This window comes from Pseudomonas sp. NPDC012596, from assembly GCF_042902325.1.
In the GTDB taxonomy this organism is placed as follows: domain Bacteria; phylum Pseudomonadota; class Gammaproteobacteria; order Pseudomonadales; family Pseudomonadaceae; genus Aquipseudomonas.
This window is the reverse complement of record NZ_JBIBEB010000006.1, coordinates 47,392-59,912: the sequence shown is the minus strand read 5'-3', so window position 1 is coordinate 59,912 and position 12,521 is coordinate 47,392. Positions and strand designations below refer to the sequence as shown.

At 63.0% G+C, this 12,521-nt stretch carries 10 protein-coding genes and 3 pseudogenes; 9 read left to right on the top strand and 4 right to left on the bottom strand.

The features are described 5' to 3' along the window. Positions 1–6: 6 nt before the first annotated feature. The 4 genes from ACFY68_RS09445 (at position 7) to ACFY68_RS09430 (ending at position 5,349) form a co-directional block, all read left to right on the top strand. On the top strand, positions 7–1,467 hold the full coding sequence (locus ACFY68_RS09445) for a 3-sulfolactaldehyde dehydrogenase (RefSeq protein WP_387526007.1): 1,461 nt from the start codon (positions 7–9) through the stop codon (positions 1,465–1,467). Between the two features lie 77 nt (positions 1,468–1,544). Then, positions 1,545–2,267: a gluconate 2-dehydrogenase subunit 3 family protein gene (locus ACFY68_RS09440; RefSeq protein WP_387526004.1), complete on the top strand. Its 723-nt coding sequence runs from the start codon at positions 1,545–1,547 to the stop codon at positions 2,265–2,267. Between the two features lie 2 nt (positions 2,268–2,269). Beyond that, on the top strand, positions 2,270–4,042 hold the full coding sequence (locus ACFY68_RS09435) for a GMC family oxidoreductase (RefSeq protein WP_061202347.1): 1,773 nt from the start codon (positions 2,270–2,272) through the stop codon (positions 4,040–4,042). A gap of 11 nt (positions 4,043–4,053) precedes the next feature. After that, positions 4,054–5,349 carry a cytochrome c gene (locus tag ACFY68_RS09430; RefSeq protein WP_387526001.1) on the top strand — a complete coding sequence of 432 codons (1,296 nt, stop codon included), beginning with the start codon at positions 4,054–4,056 and terminating at the stop codon, positions 5,347–5,349. Between the two features lie 79 nt (positions 5,350–5,428). Here the strand turns inward: ACFY68_RS09430 and ACFY68_RS09425 are convergent. Further along, positions 5,429–5,548: pseudogene (locus ACFY68_RS09425) on the bottom strand (hypothetical protein); the annotation flags it as partial. A 250-nt stretch (positions 5,549–5,798) separates the two neighbouring features. On the opposite strand from ACFY68_RS09425, the gene ACFY68_RS09420 reads away from it, so the two are divergent. Both ACFY68_RS09420 and ACFY68_RS09415 read left to right on the top strand, forming a co-directional pair. Next, the gene (locus tag ACFY68_RS09420; RefSeq protein WP_387525998.1) at positions 5,799–6,101 is read left to right on the top strand and encodes a LysR family transcriptional regulator; all 303 of its coding nucleotides are present in this window, start codon (positions 5,799–5,801) and stop codon (positions 6,099–6,101) included. Further along, complete coding sequence (locus ACFY68_RS09415; RefSeq protein WP_387525995.1) at positions 6,091–6,642, top strand: LysR substrate-binding domain-containing protein; 552 nt, start codon at positions 6,091–6,093, stop codon at positions 6,640–6,642. The genes ACFY68_RS09420 and ACFY68_RS09415 overlap by 11 nt, the downstream gene beginning before the upstream one ends. Here ACFY68_RS09415 and ACFY68_RS09410 read toward each other — a convergent pair. The 3 genes and pseudogenes from ACFY68_RS09410 to ACFY68_RS09400 form a co-directional block, all read right to left on the bottom strand. Next, positions 6,633–6,764 (bottom strand): annotated as a pseudogene (locus ACFY68_RS09410) (heme-binding protein); the annotation flags it as partial. The gene ACFY68_RS09415 and the pseudogene ACFY68_RS09410 overlap by 10 nt on opposite strands. Further along, positions 6,762–7,004: pseudogene (locus tag ACFY68_RS09405) on the bottom strand (amidohydrolase family protein); the annotation flags it as partial. The pseudogenes ACFY68_RS09410 and ACFY68_RS09405, both read right to left, overlap by 3 nt. Before the next feature lie 127 nt (positions 7,005–7,131). Beyond that, the gene (locus tag ACFY68_RS09400; protein WP_387525992.1) at positions 7,132–8,046 is read right to left on the bottom strand and encodes a LysR family transcriptional regulator; all 915 of its coding nucleotides are present in this window, start codon (positions 8,044–8,046) and stop codon (positions 7,132–7,134) included. A 206-nt stretch (positions 8,047–8,252) separates the two neighbouring features. Between ACFY68_RS09400 and ACFY68_RS09395 the strand changes: the two genes are divergently transcribed. The 3 genes from ACFY68_RS09395 (at position 8,253) to ACFY68_RS09385 (ending at position 12,474) form a co-directional block, all read left to right on the top strand. Further along, positions 8,253–9,275 (top strand): zinc-dependent alcohol dehydrogenase family protein, encoded by a 1,023-nt coding sequence (locus ACFY68_RS09395; RefSeq protein WP_346616005.1) that lies wholly within the window; start codon positions 8,253–8,255, stop codon positions 9,273–9,275. Between the two features lie 489 nt (positions 9,276–9,764). Next, positions 9,765–11,138 carry a hypothetical protein gene (locus ACFY68_RS09390; protein ID WP_387525989.1) on the top strand — a complete coding sequence of 458 codons (1,374 nt, stop codon included), beginning with the start codon at positions 9,765–9,767 and terminating at the stop codon, positions 11,136–11,138. After that, a complete protein-coding gene (locus tag ACFY68_RS09385; RefSeq protein ID WP_387525986.1) occupies positions 11,128–12,474 on the top strand; it encodes an aminotransferase class I/II-fold pyridoxal phosphate-dependent enzyme in 1,347 nt (448 codons plus the stop codon). The genes ACFY68_RS09390 and ACFY68_RS09385 overlap by 11 nt, the downstream gene beginning before the upstream one ends. Positions 12,475–12,521: the final 47 nt, after the last annotated feature.

The following is a 12,521-nucleotide window of genomic DNA, read 5'->3' as shown; positions in this document are numbered from 1 at the left end:
TGACCGATGCTCGAACTCAAAGACCCTTCTTTGCTCAAACAACAGGCGTTCATCGACGGCCTCTGGGTGAGTGCCGATTCCGGCGAAACCTTCGCTGTCACCAACCCTGCCACCGGCGAAGAACTGGCGCGCATTCCGCAAATGGGCGCCGCCGAAGCCGAACGCGCGGTGCTGGCTGCGCACCGTGCCTTCAAACCGTGGAAGCGCAAGACCGCCAAGGAGCGCGCCGAGCTGCTGCAGCGCTGGTACGCGCTCATGCTCGAAAATCAGGAGGATCTCGCCCGCCTGCTGACCGCCGAACAAGGCAAGCCACTGGCCGAAGCCCGTGGCGAATTGGGCAACGGCATGTCCTTCGTGCAGTGGTTTGCCGAGGAAGCCAAGCGCGTCTACGGCGACACCATCCCGCAGCCCTCGGCAGACAAACGCATCATCGTCACCAAGGAGCCGATCGGCGTTACGGCGGCCATCACGCCGTGGAACTTCCCCCACGCGATGATTACCCGCAAGGTGGCCCCGGCCCTGGCCGCCGGTTGCCCGATGGTGCTGCGCCCGGCCAGCCAGACACCACTGTCGGCCCTGGCCCTGGCGGCCCTGGCCGAACGCGCCGGTATCCCCGCTGGCGTGTTCAGTGTGGTCACCGGCAGCGCGACCCAGATCGGCAGCGTGCTGACCGGCCACCCGCTGGTGCGCAAGTTCAGCTTCACCGGCTCCACGCCGGTGGGCAAGCTGCTGATCGGGCAATGCGCCGAGACCGTGAAGAAGGTGTCCATGGAGCTGGGCGGCAACGCGCCGTTCATTGTCTTCGATGACGCCGACCTCGACCTGGCCGTGGAAGGCGCGATGCTGTCGAAGTTCCGCAATGCCGGGCAGACCTGCGTCTGCGCCAACCGTATCTATGTGCAGGACGGTATTTACGAACGGTTTGCCGAGAAGCTCGCCACTGCTGCCTCGGGCCTGCGCCTGGGTAATGGTGTAGAGGCCGGTGTGACGCAAGGCCCGATGATCGATGAGCACGCCGTGCGCAAGGTCGAAGAGCACATCAGTGATGCCCTTGAGAAAGGCGCACGGCTGATCGCAGGTGGCCAACGCCACGCGCTGGGTGGCAGCTTCTTCGAGCCGACCGTGCTCACTGAAGTTACCGCACAGATGAAAGTGGCCCACGAGGAAACGTTCGGGCCACTGGCGCCACTGTTCCGCTTCTCCAGCGAGGACGAGGTGGTCGAGCTGGCCAACGCCACGGAGTTCGGCCTGGCCAGCTATTTCTACAGCCGCGATATCGGCCGCGTGCTGCGCGTCAGCGAAGACCTCGAATACGGCATGGTCGGCGTCAACACTGCGGCAATCGCCAACGAGATGGCGCCGTTTGGAGGCGTCAAGCAATCGGGCCTTGGCCGCGAAGGTTCGCGCTACGGCATCGAAGACTATCTGGAAATCAAGTACGTGTGCCTCGGCGGCGTCGACCGCTAAAGCCTGTCACAGGGGGCAGGCGCTGCCCCTGTGCCTGAGCACCCATAAGAACAACAAGCCCCGCATGGAGTAGCCCCATGTCCGATACCCCCAATGCGCGCCGCCGCTTCCTGCAAGGCGGCCTGGCGCTAATCCCGCTGGTGACGCTAGCCAGCCACGGCGTTCCGACCGCTTTCGGCGATACACCTCGTCAGCCAGCCACCCCGCAACTGCCGCCGGACGACTATCGACCACGGTTCTTCACCGACGTTGAATGGGCGTTCGTGCAGGCGGCCTGTGAACGACTGATCCCCACCGATGAACTTGGGCCAGGCGCCATCGCCTGTGGCATCCCCGGGTTCATCGATCGTCAGATGGACACGCCCTACGGCCACGGCGCGTTGTTCTACAGCCAAGGTCCGTTCATTACCGATCAGCTGCCGGAGCTCGGCTATCAAGGCCGCCTTGCGCCCCGGGACATTCTGCGGCTGGGCATTGCCGGCTGCGATCAGTGGTGCCGGCAAACCCACGGCCAACCTTTTGCCGGGCTCGACAGCCTGATGCAGGCGCAGGTGTTGCACCTGCTGGAAGAGGGTAAGGTGCCGCTGGAAGCGTTGCCCAGTTCGCAGTTCTTCAATCAGCTGCTGCGCAACACCCGCGAAGGTTACTTCGCCGACCCTGTCTACGGCGGCAATCGTGATATGGCGGGGTGGAAGATGATCGGTTTCCCCGGTGCCCGTGCCGACTTCATGGACTGGATCGACCACCCCGGCGAGCGCTATCCGCTGGGGCCGGTGTCGATCTGTGGGCAAAGGGGGTAGACATGGCGATCAAACATCCCCCGGTGGACGTGGTGCTGGTCGGCCTGGGCTGGACTGGCTCGATCATGGGCATGGAAATGACCGACGCGGGCCTGCAGGTACTGGCCCTTGAGCGCGGCGAGATGCAGGACACGCCCACCACGGCGAACTACCCCAACGTCATCGACGAACTGGCATACACCGTGCGCGGCAAGCTTTACCAGGACCTGGCCCGCGAGACGGTCACGTTCCGGCACAACATCAGCGGTGTCGCGGTACCGTACCGCCAGCATGGATCGATCCTGCTCGGCACCGGTGTCGGTGGCTCGGGCTTTCACTGGAACGGCCTGACCTGGCGCGCCCAGGCGAGTGACCTGCGCTTGCGCAGCCATTACGAAGAGCGTTATGGCAAGCACTTCATCCCCCAGGGCATGACGATCCAGGACTTCGGCGTCAGCTACGAAGAGCTCGAGCCGTACTTTGCCCGTTTCGAAGCGGTTGCAGGGATCGCTGGCAAGGCCGGTAACCTCAACGGCACCGTGGTCAAGGGTGGCAACCGTTTTGAAGCACCACGCAGCAGCGAGTTTCCACTGCCAGCGCTGAAAGATGTGTATGGCGCGCAGTTGTTCGCCAAGGCCGCACGCGAACTGGGCTACGAGCCGTTCCCGATTCCTGCCGCCAATGCCTCCGAGCCGTACACCAACCCCTACGGTGTGCGCATGGGGCCGTGCAACTTCTGCGGGTTCTGCGAGAACTACGGGTGCTACATGTATTCCAAAGGCTCGCCGCAGACCACGATCCTGCCGGTGCTGCTCAAACGTCCGAATTTCAAGGTCAAAACCCAGGCGCAGGTGATCAAGGTCAACCTCGACAGCAGCGGCAAACTGGCCACTGGGGTGACCTACATCGATGCCCAGGGCCGCGAGGTCGAGCAACCCGCGCAACTGGTGATCCTCACGGCCTTCCAGCTGCACAACGTGCGCCTGTTGCTGCTGTCGGGGATCGGCAAGCCCTATGACCCGGTCAGCGGGGATGGGGTGGTGGGCAAGAACTATGCGTACCAGATGAATGGCGGTGTCAGCGTGATGCTGCCCAAGGGCACGCAACTCAATCCGTTCATTGGCGCCGGTGCCGGTGGCCAGGCCATCGACGACTTCAACGGTGACAACTTCGACCACGCGCCGCTGGGCTTCCTTGGCGGGGCGAACATTCGTCACAACCGCACCGGTGGGCGCCCCATCGGCCAGGCGACCACACCCAAGGCTGCGCCCAAGTGGGGCAAGGGCTGGAAAGCCGCGACCCAGGACAGTTATCAACGCCTGATGAGCATCAACGCTCAAGGTTCGGTCATGGCCTATCGCGACAGCTACCTGAGCCTGGACCCGACCTACCGCGATGCCTACGGCCAGCCGCTGCTGCGCATCACCTTCGACTGGCACGACAACGAGTTCAAGATGACCCAGTACACCGTGGACAAGGCGCAGCGTATCGCCGAGGTGCTCGGTGGCAGCGTCGAGAACAATGCCAAGAAGCCCGGCAGTCATTACGACACCCGGGTCTATCAGAGTACCCACACCACGGGTGGCGCGATAATGGGCAGCGACCCCGCCTCCAGTGTCGTCAACCGATTCCTGCAATGCTGGGACGTACATAACGTGTTCGTCACGGGCGCTTCGGCATTCCCGCAGAACTTCGGCTATAACCCGACCGGTCTGGTGGGGGCCTTGACCTATTGGGCCGCGCACCACATCCGTGAGCACTACCTGCCCAACCCCGGGCCGATGGTGCAAGCATGAGGTACGCAAATATGAAATACCTCATCTCATTGCTGGCCTATGCGGGTTTGTTGGCTACAGCTGCGCACGCTGGCGAAGACCCCTTGGTTGCCAAGGGGCGTTATCTGGCACGAGCGGGGGACTGCGTCGCTTGCCACACTGCCAAGGATGGCAAGCCGTTTGCCGGCGGCCTGCCGATGGCAACGCCGATTGGCGTGGTGTACTCCACCAACATCACACCGGACCGTCAAACCGGTATCGGGACATACCGTTTCGAGGACTTTGACAAGGCTGTTCGCCATGGCGTCGCCAAGGCCGGTTACAGCCTTTATCCGGCGATGCCTTATCCGTCGTATGCGCGGGTGTCCGATGAAGACATGCAGGCGCTGTACGCGTACTTCATGCACGGTGTCACGCCGGTGACCCAAGCTACTCAGGCCCCGAACATTCCCTGGCCGCTATCGATGCGTTGGCCACTGCATGTGTGGCGCAACCTGTTCGCACCAAGCGTCGACACGGCTGCTGCTGACACGCCGACGCAAGACCCTGTGCTTGCGCGGGGCGCGTACTTGGTAGAAGGGCTCGGCCATTGCGGCGCCTGCCATACGCCGCGTGCGTTCACCCTGCAGGAAAAAGCCCTCGGCGCAAGCGAAGGCGAGACATTTCTCGCAGGTGGTGACGCGCAGGAAGGGTGGGTCGGAAAAAACCTCAGGGGGGATCATCGACACGGCCTGGGAAGCTGGAGCGAGGCTGAGCTGGTCGACTTTTTCAAGACCGGGCGAACGGACAAAGCGGCAGTCTTCGGCAGTATGAGTGAAGTGGTGGTGCACAGCCTGCAGTATCTGACCGATGAAGACCGGTTGTCGATCGCCCGATACCTCAAGCAGTTGCCAGCGCTCGACCCGGACGATCGCCCTCACGTTGCGGACCCTGCCACCTATCAGGCACTGCATGACGGCCTGACGCCGACCCTGGGCGCAAGGCTCTACGCCGATAACTGCATGGCTTGCCACCGCAGTGACGGCAAGGGCTACGCGCAGGTCTTTCCTGCATTGGCCGCTAACCCTGTGCTGAATGTCGACGATCCGCAATCGTTGATTCGCCTGGTGCTTGAAGGCGGGACATTGCCTTCGACCCACGCCGCAGCGACGTCGTTCAGCATGCCGCCGCTGGGGTGGCGCCTGAGTGACAATGAGGTGGCCCAGGTGTTGAACTTTGTCCGAGGTGCCTGGGGCAACTCCGGAGTGCCGATCACTGCAAGCTCCGTTGCTCGAATACGCGACGCGTTGTCAGCTGACGCATTGCGAGTACCTGGAATGCAGAAATAGAGTGCGGTTTCAGATGCCCTGAGAGTTCAAATGGAGCTGATCAATCTGCCACGCTTGAGCGGCGCATTTCACCGTCTACTCATCGCAATATCCCCAGCGGATTGGCATTTTGCAGCGCCGGGGGCAGTAACTCGTCCGGGTAATTCTGGAAGCAGACCGGACGTAGGAAGCGCTCGATCGCCAGGGTACCGACGGAGCTAATAACTAAACAAGCTCGCAGAATACTTTGCTTTTTTCGCTACTGGATAGATGGAGAAAGGCACAACACCAATTATTAGACCTCAACCCGCTGTTCCACGGCGACGACTCGGTGTTTTCGCCGGTGGTTCAGGGGTGGTGACTGCGCGCAGTCTCCCAACAGCAAATCCAGTTCAAGTATCGCGCCAGGCGATACCTGCCAGCGCGAAATACGCATTCTTGCCCTGGCGCATTCGCGTATAAGCGTGCTCATGCGCTATCGACGTCTTGATCTAAACCTGCTGGTCGCCCTGGATGTGCTGCTCGAAGAGTGCAGCGTCAGCCGTGCTGCGCAGCGCCTCAACCTTGGCCAGTCAGCGACCAGCGCTGCACTGGGCCGTTTACGCGAGCACTTTCAGGACCCGCTGTTGCTGCCGGTAGGGCGAGGCCTCGAGCCGAGTGCCCTGGCGCGTCAACTGGCGCCTAAGGTGCGCGAGGTGCTGAGCCTGGCGGGCGAAGTGGTGGAGATGTCGGCGGCATTCGACCCCGCCCGGTGTGTCGCTGGTGGTACGTGACCTGCCGCTGCCGCTGCCGCGTGACGGCGATGTGGTGGCCGAGGCGCTGGACTATCGCCGCAGCGACCTGGTGATCGTACCGCAGCCGCGCGTCAACCCGCGCTACCCCCACGCCTCGCTGCTCCAGGATGAGCTGTGTTGCATCGTCTGCGCAGACAATCCCGGCTACCAACAGGGCCTGAGCCTGGCCGATTACTGTGCGGCCGGGCACGTGGTGCGCGAATTCAGCCATGGCCAGAACCTTTCGTTGGATACCCAGCACCTGCGCGAGATGGGTATCGAACGGCGACTCGATGTGGCATTACAGAGCTTTGGCCTGATGGCTGAATTCGTCGTTGGCACGCCGCGTATTGCCACGCTGTTTCGCCGCCAGGCCGAGGCGCTGGCGCGACGTTACCCCGTGCGCGTGCTGGCGTCGCCCATTGTCTTTCCGGTGGCCTCGCAAGTCCTGCAGTGGCAGCCGCAGCAAGCCTCTGCCCCCGCCCTGGCCTGGCTTCGCCGGGTGCTGACGGAGCAGGCCGCGGTGCTGGATCAGGGCTGATGGTCACCGGTATCTGCGAGCAGCCCGTGGCTTTCGATGGCCAGCAGGGCGCAGCGCTCGTCGTTGTCCGAGGTGTCGCCACTGGCGCCGATCGCGCCCAGGACATGGCCCTCGGTATCCTGTTTGGGGTTGTAGCCCGTGCGTTGCAGGCGCACCGGCTCGCCGGCCTTGTACACGGCCAGCAGGCGACTGCGATCCTGGAGGATGCGAATGTCGTCCAGGGGCGAGCCGTCCAGTATCAGTAGGTCGGCCTGTTTGCCCGGTTCAAGCGTGCCGAGGGTCTCGCCCTTGGGCATCAGCCGTGCGCCGACGTTGGTGGCGGCGTACAGCGCCTCGGCCGGGGTGAAGTCCAGGCGTCGTATGCTTCGCAGAGGATCGAGGTCAGCACCAGCGATATGCCCCTGGTGTCGAAATTCTCTGGAAATGGATGGACCTCCATGGTCAATGGAAGCGCAGAAATGACTAGCTATACAACCTGCCCGACGACGCCTACAGACTGTCAGGGTCGCCAAAGAACATCTGAATCCGCGACCGCAACCACCGCTCCGCCGGGTCATTGTCCTGCGCACCGCGCCAGGCCATGTGCAGTTCGAAACTGCGCACCTCCATCGGCAGGTCCTCAGCCCTGAGCCCGCCCGCAGCGGTCAACACATCGGCGGTGTAGTCCGGCACGGTGGCCACGATGTCGGTGCCGCCGAGCAGGCTGCCCAGGCCGTTGAACTGCGGGACTGCCAGCACCACATGGCGCTTGCGGCCGATTTCTTCCAGCGCTTCATCGATGAAACCCGACAGGTCGCCAGCGAACGACACCAGGGCGTGTGGGCGTGCACAGAAGTCGTCGAGGGTGATGCTGCCAGGCACGCTGTCGGCGCGCAGCAGTTTTGGCTTGCTGCGGCGCAGCACCTTGCGCTTGGCGTTGGCAGGCAGCTCGCTGGTGTAGCTCACGCCCACCGAAATTTCGCCTGAAGCCAACAGCGTTGGCATCAACAGGTAATTGACCCGGCGCACCACCAGCACGATGCCGGGCGCTTCGGCGCGGATGCGCTTGAGCAATTGCGGCAGCAGGGCGAATTCGGCGTCGTCCGACAGGCCGATGCGGAACACCGCGCTGCTGGTGGCCGGGTCGAATTCGGCGGCGCGGCTGACGGCGGTGGAGATCGAGTCCAGCGCCGGCGACAGCAGGGCGAAGATTTCATGCGCGCGGGCCGACGGTTCCATGCTGCGGCCGGTGCGCACGAACAGCGGGTCATCGAACAGGTTGCGCAGGCGCGACAGGGCCGCGCTGATGGCCGGCTGGCCGAGGAACAGCTTCTCGGCGGCGCGGGTCACGCTACGCTCATGCATGAGGGTTTCGAACACGATCAGCAGGTTGAGGTCTACACGACGCAGGTCGTTTCGATTCATCGGTGCGCTTCGCCTAAAGTGGGGCAGGGGTGAATCTTAAGGCCAAAGGCTGTTACCCTGCACCGATTTATGGGGGCCAATGCACAGGAATGTGAGGTGCCCAATCGATGACAGGCATGTCGACTATTAATAGCCACTGATGGTCTAACGGCAAAAGCCCGGATAAAGTCCGTGGTAATACGAGATTCACAAAGGCGAGGTATGCGATGTCCCGCATGATCCGGTTCCATAAGTTCGGCGCTGCCGATGTGCTCCGCTGTGAGGAGCAGGCCGAACCGTCCCCGGCTGTCGGCGAGGTGCAGATTCGCGTCGAGGCAATCGGCGTGAGTTGGTACGACGTGCTCTGGCGGCAGAACCTGGCACCTTCCCAGGCCCGCCTGCCGGCGGGCATCGGCCACGAGATGGCTGGCGTGGTGACGGCGGTCGGCGAAGGCGTCGATGACATCGCAGTGGGTGACCGTGTTGCCAGTTTCCCGGCCACCAGCGCCAACGAACATCCGGTTTATGGCGATGTGATCGTCCTGCCGCGCACGGCCATCACCCGTTACCCGGACATTCTTTCGCCGATCGAAGCCAGTGTGCATTACACGCCGCTGCTGATCGCCTACTTTGCCTATGTGGACCTGGCCCGGGCCAAGGCCGGGCAGACCGCGCTGGTGACCGATGCCAGCCATTGTGCCGGGCCTGCTTTCGTGCAGTTGGGCAAGGCCCTTGGCCTCAAGGTGTTTGCCGCGACCAAGGAGCCGGAGCAGCGCGAGTACCTGCTGGGCCTGGGTGCTGACAAGGTGATCGTCACCGAAGAGCAGGACCTGCTCCTGCAGGTTGGCAAATATACCGACGGCCGCGGCGTGGACATGGTTCTCGATGGCATGGGCGGCCCGCAGATGTCGCTGCTCGGTGACGTGCTCGCGCCGCGTGGCAGCTTGGTGCTGTATGGCCTGCAAGGGGGCAACCAGACGCCGTTCCCGGCTTGTGCGGCGTTCCAGAAGAACATCCAGTTCTATGTGCATTGCATCGGCAACTTCACCGGCAAGCCCGAGCTGGGCATCAGCCAGGACCAGGTGGCCTTGCAGCGTGCCTTGCGCGATATCAACCAGTTCACTGCCGATCAGTTGCTGACACCGCAGATCATCAAGGTGTACCCGTTCGATCAGGTGGTAGCAGCCCACCGATATATGGATGAGTGCCCCTGTGGTGGCAGGGTGGTGCTGGACATGCAGCCGAACTGAAGCACGTTTGCAGCGAAATGACCCGGGCCTGGCTCGGGTTTTTTTATGGCTTTGATCAGGGGCGCCTAACATGAATTTACATGTGAGCTTGCCTAATTAATGCCAATCGTGCAGGTGCGTTTACATGCCTTGAAAAATCTTATGATTTGAATGGAAGTGGTGATAAGTGCACAGTAGTTTTCACTTTGGCTGAATGGTTTTTTTACCGGCATCTGTATCTTCTAATCGTTTGTCAACGCTTGATAATGGCGCAATGATACTTGACGCAAGGAGCGTGGAATGAAGGTGGGAACCCGCGGTGGGCGACGGTTTGGTGCGGCAGCGAACATGCGGCAGGGATCTTTGCGCTCAATGGCTTGGCGACAGTAGTTTGTCACTTCAATGTTTCCGAAATGTTTGTAGGAAATTTCTTCAAACGTGCTTCGTCTTATCGCTTTTAATGCAAGTGTGCACGAGGTGCGGCGGATGAATGAAGTTGTGAGGTGATACGTGAGCAATATTCACGACCAGGCGATGCACTATATCCACCAACAGGTGCTGGAACGCTTGTTGAACCATATGTCCCAGGCCCAGCGTGCCTCGCTGCAATTGTTGATTCAGCGGTTACTGGTGGCTGCAGGTGGGCCGGAATATATCGGCACCTTCAGGTTGCTGGTGCTGCAGGGCAGCGATCGCCGCAGCGCCCACCTGCTGGCAATCTTGCGCGCCGCACAATTGAGTATCGCCCTGCGTGCGCCGGTCACCTTCCAGCTGCGGGTGGTGGTGGTGTGCCTGCCTGCAGCCAGCGGCGCGCTGCTGGAACACCATGAACGCAGCTTCAATGCCTTGTTCATGCATGACGATCCGAGGGTGCAGCTGCAGATGGTCGACGCCGACGAGGTGGTGGCTTTCAGCCGTCGGCCGTCGGCAGCGGCCAAGCCCTGGATGTTGGCCCGCGATGCCTTGCTGCTCTTCGGTCACCTCGTGGATGGGCGCCCGGAAGCGCTGCTGGGTAGCCGTATGCACCTTGAGCTTGCCGCTACCCTGCGCCAGGTGCTCGAGGGGGAGCCGATTGTTGATGCGTGGGTCACCCCCATCCCTCTGCCCCAGCGGCGGCGTTACCTGGCCTGGGCCAGAAGGGCGCTGCGCCTGGCAGGGGGTGGAGGGGCGGCAAGCCTGCACCTGTGCATGGCGACCCTCGCTGCACACATGAGCCAGTTGCATGATACGGCCGGCATGCCGCTTCTGGAACCCGGCACGCTGGGTGGCGATCAGGTGGCCGCGCTGCCCACGCGGCTTATCGCCATCGACGACCTGCTGCCCCAGCTGTTGGGCGAAGGTGAACTGGATGCGATGATGCAATGCCGCTTCGAACCGGCAGAGGAGGCCACGCCACTGGCGGCCTTTCTCGACCCGCTGGCCCTGGCGCAGTTGCATGACCTGCGGTCGCGCTGCCGGGTGCCTGCAAGCGGCAGGCAAGCGCTGCACCTCGTCGGCCCGCAGCCAATGCTGCAGGCCAGCTTGAGCAAGGGCTACGGTGTCGAACAAACGCAACTTCTGTGCATGTTGTACAGCCCGATCGCAGACCACGGGCGCGGGCTTGAGCACTTTCTGCAATCTCGCCACGCCGACATGCTGGTGGCATTGCCCTACCTGCACCGCGCCTTGCAAGGTAAACCTTGCCCCGATGCGGTCAAGGATTGGCTGGTCAATACCAGCGGCTTGTCGCTTGCCCAGTTACGAGCGGTCTATGACGGGCGCTTGCACCGCAGCGCGCGGCGCTTGCTGGCCAGCCTGGCACGGCGCGATGTGCACCTGGCGCTACTGGGCCGCCCGCAGGGGGCGGCGCGACCGGCGGCGGGGCGTGATTCTGATGAGGCGTGAGTTCGCCTATCAGACGGTGTATCGCTACCTCGAAACGTTGATCGATGAAACCACAAGGGGAGGGCAGCGGCGTTTGCCTTCGCTGCGCGCCTTGTCAAGGCGTTTGCGTGTTTCACTGGCCACCGTGCAGGCTGCGTATGGCTTGCTGGAGCATGAAGGGCGCGTGCTGTCAGTGCCCAAGTCCGGTTACTTCGTGCAGGCCGACGGCAAGGCCGGCGCACCCCTCACGCCGCCATCGCACGCCGCCGCGCCAGCGCACCCCACGATGGAGCGCCTGCTGTTCGCGCACGAGCGAAGGCTGGCGCGGCAGGGGGCCAGGGCGTCGCCTGTGGCGCAAGGCGTGGGTGAGATTCGCCTGCGCCATGTGTTGGCAGAACGCTACACCCGATCATCCCGGCAATCGTGGCACGCCGAGGATGTGCACCTGGGCCCTGATCTGCAGGCGTTGCTGGAAACACTGCTGGCAGGTTTGGCGCTGCAGGGCAGCACGGTACTGGTCGCATCCCCTTGCTGCTGGCGCGTGTTGAGGGTTTTGCAGCGTGTTGGCATGCAGGTACTGGAAGTGCCTCTGGACAACCATGGCGGCCCTGATTTGCGCCGACTGGCGTGCCTGCTCGGGCGTGAGTCGGTGCGCATGATGATCATGCCATCCTGCCTGAGCATGCCCACGGGGCGGCTGATGTCCCCGCAGGATCAGCGGGAGATTGCCCATTTGCTGGCCCGTCACCCTGTGTGGCTGCTGGAGAATGACCTGGACAGCGAGCACTGTTTCGCAGCACCCCCGGGCTGCCGTTTGCGCGACTGGGTCGACCCTCGCTGTTTGCTGGTCCTGGGCTCGTTGGAAGCGCTGGTCGGCGCCGAGGCGCCTTATGCTTATGTACTGAGCAGGCATTGCGCCCTGGCCGAGGTCTTTGCCCTGCGTGCCTTCCAGCTCCCACCCGTGCGGCAGCAGGCGTTGGCGCAGATGCTCGGCAAGGGCGAGGTTGACGAACAATTGGGCCGGCGGCGCGTGGAACTGCGTTTACGCATGGAGCAGGTCTGCCAACACCTGGAGGCTTGCCTGGGCGGGCAGGTGGCCTATGAAATGCCAGACGGCGGGCACGTCCTGTGGCTGCAACTGCTGCAGCCCATGCCGTCGGATCGGGTGGTGGCCGGGTTGTCGGGCCCGGCATTGCACGTACTGGCGGGGGCGCAGTTCAGCGTGCAGGGCCGTTATCAGCACTACCTTGCCCTGGCCTGGACGGCTGGCCCGCCAGAAGCGCTACGCGAAGCCATCTTCAGGTTGAGCCAGGCGCTGGAGCTGCGCTGCGGGCGGCAGGTCGCAAGCGAAGCATGATCGCCCCGCCTGGCGTCTCACGTATCATGGCGGCATTGTTAATCCCT

Bases quoted from the DNA above. Each gene is read 5' to 3' on its own strand.
- ACFY68_RS09430 (WP_387526001.1), top strand. From the start codon at position 4,054: ATGAAATACCTCATCTCATTGCTGGCCTATGCGGGTTTGTTGGCTACA.
- ACFY68_RS09435 (WP_061202347.1), top strand. From the start codon at position 2,270: ATGGCGATCAAACATCCCCCGGTGGACGTGGTGCTGGTCGGCCTGGGC.
- ACFY68_RS09445 (WP_387526007.1), top strand. From the start codon at position 7: ATGCTCGAACTCAAAGACCCTTCTTTGCTCAAACAACAGGCGTTCATC.
- ACFY68_RS09395 (WP_346616005.1), top strand. From the start codon at position 8,253: ATGTCCCGCATGATCCGGTTCCATAAGTTCGGCGCTGCCGATGTGCTC.
- ACFY68_RS09420 (WP_387525998.1), top strand. From the start codon at position 5,799: ATGCGCTATCGACGTCTTGATCTAAACCTGCTGGTCGCCCTGGATGTG.
- ACFY68_RS09400 (WP_387525992.1), bottom strand. From the start codon at position 8,046: ATGAATCGAAACGACCTGCGTCGTGTAGACCTCAACCTGCTGATCGTG.
- ACFY68_RS09440 (WP_387526004.1), top strand. From the start codon at position 1,545: ATGTCCGATACCCCCAATGCGCGCCGCCGCTTCCTGCAAGGCGGCCTG.
- ACFY68_RS09385 (WP_387525986.1), top strand. From the start codon at position 11,128: ATGAGGCGTGAGTTCGCCTATCAGACGGTGTATCGCTACCTCGAAACG.